This window comes from Thermovibrio sp. (assembly GCA_015488335.1).
In the GTDB taxonomy this organism is placed as follows: domain Bacteria; phylum Aquificota; class Aquificia; order Desulfurobacteriales; family Desulfurobacteriaceae; genus Balnearium.
The window spans coordinates 36,871-52,263 of sequence record WFNZ01000022.1; the positions used below are offsets into that span (position 1 = coordinate 36,871).

Annotated in this window: 16 protein-coding genes and 1 pseudogene; 10 read left to right on the top strand and 7 right to left on the bottom strand. The window is 45.4% G+C overall.

The features are described from left to right. Position 1 precedes the first annotated feature (1 nt). Genes F8H35_RS02300 through mraY form a run of 3 tightly spaced genes read left to right on the top strand, consistent with a single transcriptional unit; the run spans position 2 to position 3,129 of the window. Positions 2–991, top strand: a complete 990-nt coding sequence (locus tag F8H35_RS02300) for an ABC transporter permease (RefSeq protein ID WP_472571955.1) — start codon at positions 2–4, stop codon at positions 989–991. Beyond that, positions 981–2,051 (top strand): ABC transporter permease, encoded by a 1,071-nt coding sequence (locus F8H35_RS02305; RefSeq protein ID WP_472571956.1) that lies wholly within the window; start codon positions 981–983, stop codon positions 2,049–2,051. The genes F8H35_RS02300 and F8H35_RS02305 overlap by 11 nt, the downstream gene beginning before the upstream one ends. A 1-nt stretch (position 2,052) precedes the next feature. Next, complete coding sequence (gene mraY / locus F8H35_RS02310) at positions 2,053–3,129, top strand: phospho-N-acetylmuramoyl-pentapeptide-transferase (protein ID WP_472571957.1); 1,077 nt, start codon at positions 2,053–2,055, stop codon at positions 3,127–3,129. Here mraY and F8H35_RS02315 read toward each other — a convergent pair. Then, positions 3,086–3,421, bottom strand: coding sequence for an ArsR/SmtB family transcription factor (locus tag F8H35_RS02315; RefSeq protein ID WP_472571958.1), 336 nt, complete (start codon positions 3,419–3,421; stop codon positions 3,086–3,088). The genes mraY and F8H35_RS02315 overlap by 44 nt on opposite strands. A gap of 49 nt (positions 3,422–3,470) precedes the next feature. Between F8H35_RS02315 and cysE the strand changes: the two genes are divergently transcribed. The 3 genes and pseudogenes from cysE (at position 3,471) to F8H35_RS02330 (ending at position 5,230) form a co-directional block, all read left to right on the top strand. After that, complete coding sequence (gene cysE, locus F8H35_RS02320) at positions 3,471–4,121, top strand: serine O-acetyltransferase (protein WP_472571959.1); 651 nt, start codon at positions 3,471–3,473, stop codon at positions 4,119–4,121. Continuing rightward, a pseudogene (locus F8H35_RS02325) lies at positions 4,121–4,387 on the top strand (SPOR domain-containing protein); the annotation flags it as partial. The gene cysE and the pseudogene F8H35_RS02325, both read left to right, overlap by 1 nt. Positions 4,388–4,867: 480 nt before the next feature. Next, the gene (locus F8H35_RS02330; RefSeq protein WP_472571970.1) at positions 4,868–5,230 is read left to right on the top strand and encodes a hypothetical protein; all 363 of its coding nucleotides are present in this window, start codon (positions 4,868–4,870) and stop codon (positions 5,228–5,230) included. A gap of 13 nt (positions 5,231–5,243) precedes the next feature. Here the strand turns inward: F8H35_RS02330 and ilvC are convergent, their stop codons facing one another. From ilvC to ilvB, 3 genes are read right to left on the bottom strand one after another with little or no spacing between them, the layout of a single operon-like run. Next, a complete protein-coding gene (ilvC, locus tag F8H35_RS02335) occupies positions 5,244–6,251 on the bottom strand; it encodes a ketol-acid reductoisomerase (protein WP_472571960.1) in 1,008 nt (335 codons plus the stop codon). Between the two features lie 18 nt (positions 6,252–6,269). Beyond that, complete coding sequence (gene ilvN, locus F8H35_RS02340) at positions 6,270–6,800, bottom strand: acetolactate synthase small subunit (protein ID WP_472569225.1); 531 nt, start codon at positions 6,798–6,800, stop codon at positions 6,270–6,272. Positions 6,801–6,809: 9 nt separating this feature from the next. Further along, entirely contained in the window at positions 6,810–8,549 is a 1,740-nt protein-coding gene (gene ilvB / locus F8H35_RS02345; protein WP_472571961.1) for a biosynthetic-type acetolactate synthase large subunit, read from the bottom strand. 94 nt (positions 8,550–8,643) lie between these two features. Between ilvB and F8H35_RS02350 the strand changes: the two genes are divergently transcribed. Further along, positions 8,644–9,930 carry an anthranilate synthase component I family protein gene (locus tag F8H35_RS02350; protein ID WP_472571962.1) on the top strand — a complete coding sequence of 429 codons (1,287 nt, stop codon included), beginning with the start codon at positions 8,644–8,646 and terminating at the stop codon, positions 9,928–9,930. Here the strand turns inward: F8H35_RS02350 and F8H35_RS02355 are convergent, their stop codons facing one another. Genes F8H35_RS02355 through F8H35_RS02365 form a run of 3 tightly spaced genes read right to left on the bottom strand, consistent with a single transcriptional unit; the run spans position 9,931 to position 11,998 of the window. Continuing rightward, a complete protein-coding gene (locus tag F8H35_RS02355) occupies positions 9,931–10,164 on the bottom strand; it encodes a hypothetical protein (RefSeq protein WP_472571963.1) in 234 nt (77 codons plus the stop codon). Positions 10,165–10,224: 60 nt separating this feature from the next. Then, positions 10,225–11,187 carry a KpsF/GutQ family sugar-phosphate isomerase gene (locus F8H35_RS02360; protein WP_472571964.1) on the bottom strand — a complete coding sequence of 321 codons (963 nt, stop codon included), beginning with the start codon at positions 11,185–11,187 and terminating at the stop codon, positions 10,225–10,227. After that, on the bottom strand, positions 11,111–11,998 hold the full coding sequence (locus F8H35_RS02365; RefSeq protein ID WP_472571965.1) for a M48 family metallopeptidase: 888 nt from the start codon (positions 11,996–11,998) through the stop codon (positions 11,111–11,113). The genes F8H35_RS02360 and F8H35_RS02365 overlap by 77 nt, the downstream gene beginning before the upstream one ends. A gap of 29 nt (positions 11,999–12,027) precedes the next feature. Between F8H35_RS02365 and rpoN the strand changes: the two genes are divergently transcribed. The 3 genes from rpoN to F8H35_RS02380 all read left to right on the top strand — a co-directional run. Continuing rightward, positions 12,028–13,326: an RNA polymerase factor sigma-54 gene (rpoN, locus tag F8H35_RS02370; RefSeq protein WP_472571966.1), complete on the top strand. Its 1,299-nt coding sequence runs from the start codon at positions 12,028–12,030 to the stop codon at positions 13,324–13,326. 191 nt (positions 13,327–13,517) lie between these two features. Then, entirely contained in the window at positions 13,518–13,775 is a 258-nt protein-coding gene (locus F8H35_RS02375; RefSeq protein ID WP_472571967.1) for a hypothetical protein, read from the top strand. Next, the coding region (locus F8H35_RS02380) for a [protein-PII] uridylyltransferase family protein (protein ID WP_472571968.1) at positions 13,772–15,393 on the top strand (1,622 nt) is incomplete at its 3' end. The genes F8H35_RS02375 and F8H35_RS02380, both read left to right, overlap by 4 nt.

Below are 15,393 nucleotides of genomic sequence, written 5' to 3' on the forward strand. Positions count from 1 at the left end.
TATGCTCAGATACATACTGAAGCGTCTGCTTCAGATGGTTCCGATAGTTATCGGGATGACCTTTGTCTCGTTTGTTGTTATAAAGCTTGCCCCGGGAGATTACCTTACACAGCTTGAACTGAACCCTTCGGTTTCAAAAGAGACCATTGAGGAGCTCCGCCGCCTCTACGGTTTAGACCAGAATCTCCTATTACAGTATCTCCACTGGCTCAAAAACGCCCTTACGTTTAACCTTGGCTACTCCTTCGCCTACCACAAGCCGGTTTTAGACCTGATTAAAGAGAGGCTTTTAAACACTCTGGAATTAACAGTTACCTCTTTTATTTTTTCCTGGCTCATAGCCGTTCCACTGGGAATAGTTGCAGCCGTTTACAGGGAAAAGCTCTTAGATAGGCTCATCGTCTTCTTCTCCCTCTTTGGAATCTCTGTTCCCAACTTCTTCTTAGCCTTTATACTTATGTACTTGGCCGCAAAAACTGGGCTTTTCCCCATAGGGGGAGTTGTCTCTCAGAACTACGAGAAGCTCTCACTTCTCGGGAAAGTCCTTGACAGGCTCTGGCACATGGCGATTCCCCTAACCGTTCTTGTTATCGGAAGCATTGCAGGTCTTCTCCGCCTTGTCAGGTCTACAGTTCTGGACGAGCTAAACAAAGACTACGTTAAAGTAGCAATCGCCAAAGGGCTTCCATACAAAAGGGTTGTTCTAAAACACGCCTTCAGGAACGCACTGAACCCCTTTTTCACCCTCATCGGTTTTGACATAGCCAACCTCCTCTCTGGTGCTGCCCTCATTGAGATAATTACGGCTTGGCCGGGAATGGGGAGGCTCATATTTGACGCCGTAATGTCTCAAGACCTCTTTGTCGTTATGGGCTCCCTCTACATCGGCGGGATAATGTTGGTTATTGGAAACCTTATAGCAGACGTTCTCTTAGCCCTCAACGACCCGAGAATAAGAGAAAGGGAAGTGGAGGGAAAGGTTGGCAGGTAAGTTCCTCAACTTTTTTATTTCACTCTACAGGAGGAGCTCCCTCGCTGCCTACTCCCTCGTTTTCCTCATCTTCCTCTACTTCGTTGCCCTCTTTGCGGACTTCATAGCCCCCTACCCTTACGACATCCAGTTCCGCCACCACCCCTACCAGCCCCCAACTCCAATCCACTTCTTTGATGAGAAAGGCCACTTCCACTTAAGGCCCTTTGTTTACGGCCACAAACTCGTTGACCCTGTAGATAAGCTCTACACAGTTGACTACTCAAAGAAATACCCGATTGAGTTTTTCGTTAAGGGATACCCTCACTACCTCTTTGGATTCATAAAGACAGACCTTCACCTCTTTGGAGTTAAAGATGGAGGCCACATCTTTATCTTCGGAACGGACAGGCTGGGCAGGGACATCTTCTCAAGGCTTATTTACGGAACCAGAATCTCTCTAACCGTGGGACTCGTTGGAGTTGCAATCTCTTTCACTTTAGGCCTTCTAATAGGAGGTGTTGCCGGCTACTTTGGTGGAGTAGTTGACACCGTTATAATGAGGCTTGTTGAGATTTTAATGGCCTTCCCCGCCTTCTACCTTATGCTTGCCTTAAGGTCTATGTTCCCCGTTGATATGCCGAGCGTCCTGGTCTTTATCGTTATCGTTGCAATCCTCTCCCTCATCGGCTGGGCAGGTCTTTCAAGGGTTATAAGGGGAATGGTTCTCTCTATCAGGGAGCTTGACTACGTTAAGGCTGCAAGGGTTCTTGGCGGAAGCCACTTTTACGTAATCTTAAAGCACGTTATACCTTCTACGTATTCCTACGTTATAATTGCCGCTACTCTAAGCATTCCGGGCTACATTTTGGGGGAAGCCGCTCTAAGCCTTATTGGTCTTGGGGTTCAGGAGCCGTTTCCTTCGTGGGGAAACATGCTCTCCGAGGCCAGCAACGTTCACGTCCTTTCGGCCTACCCCTGGGTTCTTGTGCCCGGTGTTGCAATCTCTTTAGTTATTATTGCCTTCAACCTTTTGGGAGACGGACTGAGAGACTATTTTGACGTAAAGTTAGAGAGGTGATATGCTCTACCTTCTGCTCTACAAAGCCCTTGGAATAACGCTCTTTAAATACATAACCTTCAGGAGCATCTACGCAGCCCTTACTGCAATGTTCGTCGGCTTTTTCCTCTACCCCTACTTTGAGAGAAAGCTGAAAGATTTACAGTTCAGGCAGACAATTAAGGAATACCTGCCTGAAACCCACAAGAAGAAGCAGGTTCCTACAATGGGAGGGCTTCTCATAATAACTGCCCTTCTTCTGGCCGTCCTTCTCTGGAATAACCTCTTAAATCCGTTTATCTGGGTTGTTATCTTCGTCGTTGTCGGGTTTGGAATCATCGGTTTTGTTGACGACTACGTTAAGGCTAAGCTTAAAAACCCTGAGGGGATTTCAGAGAGGGCAAAGTTTCTCTCACAGCTTGCCGTTGCAACTGCTGTTGCCCTGTTCCTCTACTTCTCCGGCTTCTCAACGGAGCTCTACTTCCCCGTTTTTAAAAACCTCCACGTTAACCTCGGGTGGCTCTTCATTCCCTGGGCTGTTTTTATCATAGTTGGGAGTTCAAACGCCGTGAACATAACAGACGGTTTAGACGGCCTTGCAATTGGCCCAGTTATTACAACGGCCCTCGTATTTACAGTTTTCTCCTACGTTGCCGGAAACGTTAAGCTTGCAAACTACTTACACCTTCCTTATGTTCCCGGTGCCGGGGAGCTTGCAATTGTCTGTTCCGCTCTGATTGGAGCTTCCTTAGCCTTCCTCTGGTTTAATGCCTACCCTGCAGAGGTTTTCATGGGAGATGTGGGTTCCCTCTCTCTGGGAGCTCTCCTCGGAACCGTTGCCCTTCTGACAAAAGAGGAGTTTATCCTTGCGATCGCCGGTGGAATTTTCGTTTTAGAGACCGTTTCTGTGATAGTTCAGAGGTATTACTTTAAATACACAAGGAAAAAATACGGAAAGGGAAAAAGAATTTTCAGAATGGCTCCTCTCCACCACCACTTTGAGAAGTTAGGGTGGGAAGAACCGAAGATTACTGTCCGTTTCTGGATAATCTCCGTTATTCTTGCACTGATTTCCCTGAGTCTTCTGAAGATTCGTTGATGGGAACTCCTGCAGCTTTTAGTATCTTTATTACCGATTTATCCTTAAGTCTGCAGGGAGATTTAACGTTAAACCTGTCAACCTTTTCAATTATTCCCATCTCCCTCAGAATTGTTGCGTGCTGCGATAGAAGAGGCTGTGGAACTCCAAGCTCCTGCCTTATCTCTTTTGGCTTTTTTGGCCTTTCAGACAGGGATACTATAATTCCTATTCTTATTGGGTTGGAGAGTATTTCAAACAGCTTTGCGAAATTTTCGTATTTTTTATACTTTTTTTCGCAAGCGTCAGACATAGACACCTCCTATCTCCAGCAGCTCAATTTTAGCATAGAGGTATAGAAAATGTTGAAACGCTTGAGGGAAGATATTCAAACTGTTTTTGAAAGAGACCCGGCAGCTCGGAGTATTTTAGAGGTTATCCTCTGCTATCCTGGCCTCCACGCCATCTGGTTCCACAGATTGGCCCACTGGTTCTGGAACCACAGGTTAAAAACACTTGCCCGCCTTGTTTCCCACATCTCCCGCTGGCTTACAGGAATAGAGATACACCCGGGAGCAAAGATAGGGAGGCGTTTCTTCATAGACCACGGAATGGGCGTTGTTATCGGGGAAACTGCGGAGATAGGGAACGACGTTACCCTATACCACCAGGTAACCCTTGGGGGAACGAGCACAAAAAAGGGAAAGCGACATCCAACGATTGGAAACAACGTTGTTATAGGTGCCGGCGCAAAGATACTGGGGCCTGTGAAAGTAGGGGACAACTGTAAGATAGGGGCAAATTCAGTTGTTATCAGAGACGTTCCGCCGAACTCAACGGTTGTTGGGATTCCCGGAAAGGTTGTTAAGAGGGATGGAATAAAACCCACAAGGGTTGACCTTGAACACGGTCAGCTTCCAGACCCTGTTATGGAAACATTGAAACAGATGCTTACAATAATCCACGATTTAGAGCTTGAAGTGAAGAGTTTAAAGAAGAAGGTTGGTGAGTAATGTGGAAATTTTTAACTCTTCTTTTTCTGATTTTTACTTTAAACACTCATGGAGCTGAACCTGAACCAGGAAAGTTCTTTTATACTGTTCAGGTGGCTTCCTTTAAGGAGATGTCAAAGGCTCAGGAGATTTTAAGGAAGCTTAAAGATCTTCCTTATGCGAGAATCTCTTACAGAAACGGAAGGTATAAGGTAAGAATCGGCTTTTTTAAATCCTTTTCCGATGCTGAGCGGTTTGTAAACGAAAAACTTAAAGGAAAAATAAAAGATTACTACATAACAAGAATTAGATACTCCCCGAAAAATGTTTTTTTCGCTCAGTTTAAGTCTACTGTTAAATCAAAACCTAAACATTCTAATCTTCAGAAAAAACCCAAGAGCACCTCTTTGAAAAACCTCGGCAATTCTAAAAACCAAAAGGTTAAAATCAATAATGCTATCAATATTACATCTAAAAGCCAAGATATAACTGATAAAACGGCCATAAATGAGGAATTAAATGAGCAAATTTTGAAAAATGCCCAGGAAGAGTTAAAGAAAACCCAGGTCATAATAGAAAAAAATGTGAGTGTAAATGCCAAAAAACAGGAACAAAGAGAGGACAGAGAGTTTAAAAATAAAAGTGAACTTAAGCCTAAAAACTCTTTATTACGAGGTAAGGATAAATTATTAGAAACTAATAAACCTAGAAATATTCAGAATAGACTTTCTTCCAGCAGGACAAGTTTAAAGATTGGGGAACTTTTAGTGAAAATTGGCGTTCCTGTTTTAGTTCTGCTTGCTCTTATGGTAATCTTCCTCAGGTTGAAGAAAAAAAAGGGAGCTCCCCCAAAAGACCTTGAAGAGCTGGTAGCGGAGCTCCTTGAAGAGGAAAGGTGCGGGGAGCTCCTTGAGGCTGTCCTTCCCGCCCTTCCGTCTCAGCCCGACAACACCTTTTTGAGAAAAGCAGTTGCCGATTGCTATGTAAAACTGGGAAAGCTCCTTGAAGCAGCTTCCATTTACGAGGAAATAGCCGAGATACTGAACAGGAAAGGACTTTCTGTTCTTTCTGAGGAATTTAGAAGGAAGGCCGATGAACTCTACGGAAAGGAATTTAAGGGGAGGGGATAACCCCTCCCTCGGTTTACTTGAGCTCTTTCTTCTGTTGCTTTAAGAATGGCATCATCTCACGGAGTTTCTTTCCAACCTTTTCAATTGGGTGTTCTGCTTCCATCTTCCTGTGGGCGTTGAGGACAGGGTAGTTGGCCTGTGCCTCTAAAACAAACTCCCTTGCAAACTCTCCAGTCTGAATCTCTTTGAGAATCTTCTTCATGTTCTCTTTAACTCTTTCATCAATAACCCTTGGGCCTCTCGTGTAGTCTCCGTATTCGGCAGTGTCGGAGATTGAATACCTCATTCCTGCAAGTCCGTGCTGGTAGATGAGGTCAACGATGAGCTTGAGCTCGTGGAGGCACTCAAAGTAGGCAACTTCCGGCTGGTATCCTGCCTCAACAAGGGTCTCAAATCCGGCCTTAATGAGTGCTGCAGTTCCACCGCAGAGGACTGCCTGTTCTCCGAAGAGGTCAGTTTCTGTCTCTTCCTTAAAGGTTGTCTCTATAACTCCAGCCCTCGTTGCTCCAATTCCCTTGGCATAGGCAAGGGCGATGTCAAAGGCCTTTCCTGTTGCGTCCTGGTGAACTGCAACGAGGGCAGGAACTCCTGCTCCTTCAAGGTAAGTCCAGCGAACCAGGTGGCCGGGGCCTTTGGGTGCTACCATGAAAACGTCAACGTCTTCGGGAGGGACTATCTGGTTGAAGTGGATGTTAAAGCCGTGGGCGAAAGCTAAAGCCTTTCCAGGTTCAAGGTTTGGCTTAACGGCCTCCTCGTAGACTTTCTTCTGAACAGGGTCTGGAAGGAGGAACATGATAACGTCTCCTCTCTTTGCCGCCTCCTCAGGGGAGAGAACTTCAAACCCGTCTGCCTTTGCTTTCTCTGCAGACTTTCCGGGCCTTAAGCCGATAACAACGTCTATTCCGCTGTCCCTCAGGTTGAGGGCGTGGGCGTGCCCCTGGCTTCCGTAACCAAGGATTGCCACAGTTTTACCCTTTAAGTAGTCAAGGCTTGCGTCTGAGTCGTAGTAAACCTTTGCCATTGCTACCTCCTATATCAATTATTCTTTCTGTTCTCCGAAGGTTTCTCCTTGAAGGGCTCTGACCATTGCAACCCTTCCGGTTCTCGCCATTTCTCTGATTCCCATAGGTTTGATAAGCTCTAAGAAGGCGTCTACCTGTTCTTCGTCTCCTGTAAGCTCTACCGTGTAGGTATCCTTTGAAACGTCAACAACCTGGGCTCCGAATATCTCAACTAACCTCATTACCTCTTCTTTCTTCTCAGGTGTTTCAACGTTTACCCGAACGATGAGGAGCTCCCTGTCAAGCTTCTTCTTATCGGTTAAATCCCTGACCTTGAAGACGTCAATTATTCTCCTGAGCTGCTTTACTATCTGTTCTATCGTGTGCTCGTCTCCCTTGGCTACCATAGTAATTCTTGAAATGCTGGGGTCTTCAGTGTGGCCGACGTTCAGGCTCTCTATGTTGTATCCCCTTGAGCTAAAGAGCTCTATTATCCTTGCGAGGGCTCCCGGCTGATTCTCTACTAAAACGCTGATTATGTGCTTCCTCTGTTCGCACTTTCTATCCATAGCAACCTCTTAAACGGCTTTCTTCTCCTTCTTCTTACCGTAGCTTGGGAGTATCATCTCGTGGAGAGCTCCCCCCGGAGGAACCATCGGGAAGACGTCCTCTTCCCTGTCAACGATAAAGTCTATAACAACGGGCCTGTCGTCTATGGCCATCGCCTCTTTAAGAACGGCCTCAACTTCTGCAGGCTTAGTTGCCCTCAGTCCAACTCCTCCCATTGCCTCAACAAGCTTCACAAAGTCCGGCTGAACGTCTAAGTGAACCTGGGAGTAGTTCTTCTGGTAGAAGATTCCCTGCCACTGGCGGACCATTCCCAAAAAGCCGTTGTTTATGATTGCAACCTTAATGGGGATGTTGTAGTGGACTGCCGTAACTATCTCCTGCATGTTCATCTGGAAGGAGCCGTCTCCTGAGATGCAGAAGACAGTTTTGTCCGGCCTTCCAACCTTTGCCCCTATTGCCGCAGGAACTCCAAAGCCCATCGTTCCAAGGCCGCCGGAGGTTATCAGCTGCCTGGGGAAACTGAACCTGTAGTACTGGGCAACCCACATCTGGTGCTGTCCAACGTCTGTTGTTATAACTGCTTCCCCCTTCGTAACTTCCCATATCTTCTCTATTACAAACTGGGGCTTTATCACTCTGTCGCTGGGCTCGTACCAGAGCGGATACCTCTCCTTCCAGCTCCTCACCTTCAGTATCCACTTCTCGCGAACGGCGTAGAACTCCCTGTTCTTGGCTACCTGCTTTTCAACTTCGGGGAGGAGCTCCTCCATGACCAGCTTCGCGTCTCCGACTATCGGGATGTCAACTGCCCTGTTCTTTCCAATCTCTGCACTGTCTATGTCTATGTGGATTACTTTAGCGTTTGGAGCAAACTCTGAGAGCTTCCCTGTAACCCTGTCGTCAAACCTTGCACCTATTGCAACTATCAGGTCGCTTTCTTGAATGGCCATGTTGGCGGCGTAGGTTCCGTGCATTCCCAACATTCCTAAGAAGAACGGGTGGTTTCCAGGAACTGCCGTTAACCCCATAAGGGTTGCCGCCATAGGTATGTTTGCAACCTCTGCCATCTTTACAACAAGGTCTGAAGCTCCGGAAGAGACGACACCGCCCCCTATGTAGAGGATGGGCCTTTCGGCAGAGGCTATCGCCTTTGCAGCCCTCTTTATCTGGCCGGGATGTCCTTTTAGAACGGGCTTGTAGCTCCTTATCTGAACAGGAGTTTTATACTCTTCCTCAAAGAAGTCTGTTATCTCCCTCGTAACGTCTTTTGGAAGGTCAACTAAGACTACTCCCGGCCTTCCCGTTCTTGCTATGTGGAATGCCTTTTTTACCGTATCTGCAAGGTCTTTCACGTCTTTCACAAGAAAGTTGTGCTTCGTTATAGGCCTCGTTATTCCAACTGTATCAACTTCCTGAAAGGCGTCGTTTCCAATCATGTAGGTTGGAACGTTTCCCGTGAAGGCAACGACGGGAACAGAGTCTATCTGGGCCGTTGCAAGGCCTGTAACAAGGTTTGTTGCCCCAGGGCCGGAAGTTGCGAAGCAAACCCCGACCTTTCCCGTTGCCCTTGCATAGCCGTCGGCTGCGTGGGCTGCTCCCTGTTCATGGCGGGTGAGGTAGTGTTTAAGAGGTGAGAAGGGGAGCCTGTCGTAGATGTCTAAGACAGCTCCTCCGGGGTATCCAAATATCTTTTCAACTCCTTCAAGTTCTAAAGCTCTCAGGAGAATCTCTGCACCGGAAAGTTTCATTACGTTCCTCCTGCTTCGTGTAATTGGGAATGATAGCACAACGGTCGTTTCCCTCCTATATTGAGTTTCACTCTCAGTAGAGGAGGGATAGCCCTTGAGGATTGAGCCTTTAGCTTATAGGGAACCTGAGAGGGTTTTCCTGTCACTCTCTAAAGCCGGTTACCCTGTTAAACTCTTTCTTGACTCTGCTAACGTTAACAGGAAAACCGGCAGGTTCTCTGTTATCTGTGTAGGGATTGAAGATGAGCTAATTTTAAGGGATAACCCGGAAGTTTTTGAGGAACTCCACCTCTTTTACACAAAGTATGTTGAAAAGTACCGGGTTGAAAGCCTGCCCTTTGGAATCTACGGCTACGTCTCTTACGATGCCAACCGTTTTATAGAGAACGTTCCCTCTCCTTACGTTGACGATTTAGTGATGCCCGACGTCCACTTCTTCCTTCCGAAGCAGACCTTAATCTTTGACAACTTGAAAAAGAAGGCCTATCTGATTTCCCTTGAGGGTGGTTTAGAGATTGATAAGCTGCCTGAATATTCTCAGGAAGAGTACTCTTCCGTCTTTTATAAGACCAATATGAGTAAAGATTACTTCACCTGTGCCGTTGAGAAGATAAAGGACTACATAGCCTCTGGCGACTCATTTCAGGTTAACTTCTCTCAGAGGATAGATGTTCTTTTTGACGGGAGTTTTACAGAGCTCTACAGAAGACTCAGGGAGTTAAACCCTTCTCCCTTCTCCTTTTTCTTCCAGCTTGGGGAGTTTACTGCTGTCTCCTGCTCTCCGGAAAGGCTTGTCAGGGTGGAGGGTAGCATTGTTGAGACACGACCAATAGCGGGAACCAGAAGGAGGGGAAAGACGGCTAAAGAAGACAAAGAGCTTGAGAGGGAGCTCTTTCTTTCAGAAAAAGAGAGGGCAGAACACGTGATGCTTGTAGACCTTGAGAGGAACGACCTTGGGAGGATATGCAGGTATGGAACAGTTGAGGTTGATGAGCTTATGGTTCCAGAGTACTACTCCCACGTTATCCATATCGTTTCAAACGTTAGAGGAGTTTTGAAAGAAGGAGTTAGAAACGTTGACGTTTTAAAAGCTATGTTTCCCGGGGGAACGATAACGGGAGCTCCCAAAGTTAGAACAATGGAAATTATCGCCGAGCTTGAGCCGACCCGGAGAGCTCTCTATACAGGTTCCGTTGGCTATATGGCCTTTAACGGCAGTATGGACTTTAACATCGTTATTAGAACACTTCTTTTCAAGGGGAATCTTGGGACTCTTCAAGTTGGAGCCGGAATCGTTTGGGATTCGGTTCCAGAGAGGGAGTTTGAGGAGACCCTCCACAAAGGAAGGGCCCTTCTTGAGTCCCTTGGGGTAGAGTTCTGACTACTGTTCCTCTTCTGTTTCCTCTTCCCCTTTTCTCTTTGTAGGTTCAAGGAGCTGTGCAAGTTCGGCAACTGTTGAGTTTTCAAGCTTCTCTTCAACAATAAGCCTTATGAGTCTGTTAAGTTTTTGCTCGTTGTTGCCTGCAACTCCTAAGAGGATGAAGTAGAGCCTTTTGGGTATAGAGAGACGAACAATTCTGTTGGCCCTTTTTCCTGCTTTTCTTCCTCTTGCCATTTTATCCTCCAGAATTTCTGTTTGTTTGTAACTATTCTATCACAAAATTCAGCTTCTGCTTTAAAAACCGAGTATTCTTCGACCTAAAATATCGTGTAGATGAATGATACCTTCTACTTTTCCTTCCTGGTTAACTATGGGAAGAACGGTTATTTTGTTTTCTTCCATGATTTTTAAAGCTTCTTCTGCAAATAGGTTTCCATCAATAACTTTTGGTTTTTCTGTCATTATCTCTTCTGCTTTTGACTCAAGACCAAATCCGTTTTCAAAAGCCCTTCTCAGATCACCGTCGGTTATTATTCCTATGAGTTTCCCTTCTTCATCCACAACGAGAGTTGCTCCTAATTTTTTTGAAGAGATTTCGTAGATTACCTCTTTTACCGATGTCTCAGGTTTTACTTTCGGTATTTCGTTTCCTTTTCTCATTAGTTCTTTTACTTTAGAGAGCCTCACCCCCAGTTTTCCCCCTGGATGGAGTCGTTTAAAGTCTTGATTGGTAAAACCTTTTAGTTTTATAAGCACGGCTGCAATGGCGTCTCCTATGGCTAAGGTGGCAGTTGTTGACGTTGTTGGAGCAAGGTTTAAAGGACAGGCCTCTTTATCAACGTGGAGGTTTAAAACTACATCTGAGAGCTTTGCAAGTGATGATTTCGGATTACTGGTTATGGCAATTACCGGTATTCCAAAACTTTTTATTATGGGAATTATGGAGAGGAGCTCCTCCGTCTCTCCGCTGTTTGAAACGGCAATTACCGTATCCTCTCCTTTAACCATTCCAAGGTCTCCGTGGGCTGCATCTGTTGGGTGGAGGAAGAAGGCGGGAGTTCCTGTGCTTGAGAGTGTTGCTGCTATCTTCTTGCAGATGAGCCCCGATTTCCCAACACCTGTTAAAACAACTCTTCCTTTTGTTTTTAGAAGGAGCTCCACAGCCTTTACAAAGTTCTCATCAAGCCTCTCTGCCAGCCGTTTTAATGCTTCTGCCTCTTCCTCTATTACTCTTTTCCCCTCTTTCAGTATCTCCATTAAGCCTCCTGAGGACTTTCTCTCTGTACCTCTCTTCGTTAAACGGATTCTTTAGCCATTTCTTCGGAAACGTCCTTATCCAGCGGTTAAGGTTCCTTATTCTTTTCTGATTGGTAGGATGGTCCATAAAGAGCTCTGTTATTCCTGAAGGTTTGAACTTCATCAATTTATCCAGTATCTCAAGAGTCTCTATTGAAGCAACCGGGTTCCAGCCTGCTTTACCGGTAAAGTAGGCTCCCATCTCGTCAGCTTCCATCTCTTCTTTTCTGCTGTATCCTGCAAGGACTATCTGATACAGGACTTTTATTACTTCAAGCTCTGTCTGAGAAACCTCTTTTCCTCCTAAGGTGAGAGAGAGGAGGAAGTTAATTCCATAAATTACTTGAAGCCTTCTGATGGCGTGTCTTCCAACTATGTGTCCCGTTTCGTGTCCTAAAACGAAGGCAAGGTCTGCTTCATTTTTTAGGTGTTTTAAAAGGCCTGTGTAAACGTAAACCCAACCCCCGGGCAGGGAGAATGCATTGAGTTCAGGACTCTCTATTACTTTGTAGTGGTAGGTTATGTCGTACCTTCCCGAAACTGCAGCTATTTTCTGCCCTACCCAGTTTACGTAGTTGTTTATTACCGGGTCTTTGCACATTACCGAGCGGCTTTCAACCTGCCGGGCGGTAGCTCTACCCAGTGCAACTTCTTCGGATGTGGGAATGAGAATCAGAGATTTCTCTCCGAAAGGAGAGGTTCTAACAACACCACAGGCGAAGGAAAAGAGCGTTAAAACGAGGACTGGTAGCAAAACATATATTCTTTTCATGGCAGAAAAATTTTACTACGGAGAAAGATTTGAGGCAGCAGTTTGAGTTAAACGTTAACCTGACACAGCAGCTGAAACTTACTCCTTCTATTGTTTTAAAGCTTCACCTTCTTCAGCTTCCCCTTGTTTCTCTGGAAGAATTCTTGAAGAACGAGATAGAAACAAATCCCCTTATTGAGGTTGAGGAGGAAGAACTCTCTGTCCAGAAAACAGAAAAGGAGACCAGTTCGGATGAAAGCTTTGATTTTGTTTTTGAGGGAGGGAACCTGTTTATTTCAGAGGAAAATGAAAGAGAGGTTTTTCCTTTTAGAGAGAGCATTTACGATAAGCTGAAACGTCAGGTTTTGCTGGAGTTTGATGGACTGGATAGAGATGTTGCCCTTTACATCCTTGAAAACCTTGATTTTAGAGGATTTCTTCTTGTCCCAGAGGATGAGATATCTTCCCGTTTTGGAATTTCTCCTGAGAGAGTCAGAAAAGTTAGGGAGAGGTTCAAAAGGCTTACGCCGGTTGGATGTGGTTCCTACTCAATTGGGGAGCTCCTTCAGGTTCAGCTTGAAGAGATGGGAGCTCCCCAGAAACTTATAGATTCTCTCTCTTTTCTTGAGTTTATTTCGTCACCTTCAACTTTCATGTTGAAGTCTAGTCTGACAAAAGAAGAGTTTGAAGAGCTCCTCTCTTACCTAAAGCGGTGTGATACCCGTCCCGGTGAAGGTGGAGAGTTTAACACTGCCGTTAAACCCGATGCAAAGGTGTGGCTTAGTAGAGATGGAGATATAAGAGTGGAAGTCCTGCTTCCAAAATATTTCAACTTTAGGATAAACAGCTACTACCTTAAACACGCTGCCAGAGAAGAGCTTAAAAAGTTTATCAAGGAGAAGTACCAGAGAGCTCTCTGGCTCAAAAAGGCCATAGACCAGCGGAGAGAGACCTTAGAGAGGGTTTTGAAAGAGCTATTTAACAGGCAGAAAGAGTTTTTAAAGGACGGGAAAACCTTAAAGCCGGTTACCCTTTCAGAGATAGCCTCTTCCCTATCCATTCATGAGTCAACAGTGAGCAGGGCTTTAAAAGATAAGCTGATAGAGACGCCCTTTGGAGTCTATCCTGCTGCTTTCTTCCTCAGCAGACAGGTTGCATCTTCCCACCAGGAAGAGGTTAAAAAAGCAATTAGAAAGATAATTGAGGGTGAAGATAAGAGAAGACCTTACAGCGACAGCAAAATAGCGGAGCTCCTTAAAGAGAAAGGTTTTAAAGTTGCCAGAAGAACCGTGGCAAAGTATCGGGAAGAGATGGGAATTCCTGCAGCTTCTAAAAGGAGGGTTAAGTGAGAATAGAGACTCCAGATAAAATGGAGTTAATAGGAACGAGAAGTTATAAGTTTCTTCAGAAGATTGTCCAATTTATGAGATTTATATTTATTTCTGTTCTTACAATATATCTTGTTTTTTGCCTTTTAAGTCTTATAGAAAGGCTTTACTCAGTAATAAAAGTAAATAATTATATTTTGACTTTTACTCGGATGAGAGATTTCCTTACAGATGCTCTCTTCGTTTTAATTGTTATTGATTTTATATCGGCAATGTTTTATCAGAAGAGGATTCACTACGTTTTATCTCTCCTTGAAATAGGTTTTATCGTTGTTACGAGGAAGCTCATACTTCTTTCTCCTGAACCTCAGAATGCCCACCTTATTTTCGTCCTTACCTTTGCATCTGCTCTCTTTTTCGTTCTTATTTTTTATTTCTATAAAGTCACGGGAAGGTTGAGGAAGGCGTGAATTACCTGATTGAAAAATTAAAGGCAGAGTTTTCCGGGGAGTGGAGGGAGCTCCTCTCCTACGTTGAGGGAAACGCAGATAGGCTTCCTAACCCGAGGAGAGCTCTCATCTACCTTGAAAGGCTCTACACTGTTCTGAAGGGGGAGTTCCCGAGAGAGGTTAAAACAGAGTTTCTCTATCACCTGATTGAGCTTTTCTCTGCCTCACGGTTCCTTGCAGATTTCCTTGTAAGGCATACGGAGCTCCTTTCCCGTTTACAGGAGATTTACCAGAAGAAGTTTCTCCCGGGAGATTTTGAGTTTAAATCTTCCTCAACCGACAGAAAAGCCTTTATGGATGAGGTTCGTATCTTCAAACACCTTCACATGGCAAGGGTAGTTCTCAGGGACATTCTCAACCTTGCCCCTTTTCAAGAACTGGTCAGAGACGTAACGCTGATTCACGACGCCTGCATAGACGCCGCTTACCGTTTCGCCTACTCACAGCTGATTAAACGGTACGGAGAGCCCTCTTCAACCTTTGTTGTTGTTGATATGGGGAAGGCCGGAGGATTTGAGCTTAACTACGCATCAGATATAGACCTTATATACGTTTACGGAAGCCACTACGGGAAAACTTCAGGGGGAAGTTACGGGGAGCTCCACAACCACGATTTCTTCACCCTTTTGGCGAAGGAGATAACGGAGCTCCTTACCGAAAGAACAAAAGAGGGAATCTGCTGCCCTGTAGATACCCGTTTAAGACCCAACGGAACGATGGGGCCTCTTGTTAACGACATTGAAGCCCTTGAACAATACTACACTGCCGTTGCAAGGCCGTGGGAGCGTTTCGCCCTTCTAAAAGCTCGCCCTTCAGTGGGAGACGTTGAAGGAACGGGAATTGAGTTCTTAAAGCTTGCGAAAGCTTTTGTCTACAGGAAGTATATAGACATTTCCCTTGTTGAAGAGGTTTTGAAGCTGAAAGAGATGATAAAAGCCAAAGTGAGGAAAAAGGGAGAGAGAATAGACCTTAAGTTAGGCCTTGGTGGAATAAGGGAGGTAGAGTTTATCGTTCAGGCCTTCCAGCTCATCTACGGAGGCAAGTTCCCTCAGATTCGCTCAAAGAACACACTTATTGCCCTTAAAAGGCTCTTGAGGTGGGGTTTTTTGACTAAAGAGGAGTTTGAAGAGCTTAAAAACGCTTACCTCTTTTTGAGGCAGTGTGAGCACATGCTCCAGATAACAGATTTCCGCCAGACCCAGACCTTTCATCCTGAAAGCGAAGAAGCTGAGGAGCTTGCAAGGAAAATGGGTTTTAGAAGCAGAGAGGATTTCGTAGAAGAGCTGAAAAGGGTGATGAAAAGAGTTAACTACTACTTTAACAGGTTCTTCCCTACCGGAGATAGGAGAGCTCTCTCCTTTTACGAAGTTGAAGATTTAAGGAAAATGGGCTTTGAACAGCCTGAAGAGGTTAAGCGGTTTATAGAGGTTCTCCTTTCAACCAGGAGCCTTCTTCCGGAGGAGAAAAGCAGGCTTGATGCCATGGGAGACCGATTTCTCAGACTACTCTTAACGGTGCCTTCTCCTGTAGTTGCCCTCAAAAACCTGACCACCTTTATAGAAAAAGAAGAGGGTAAGCT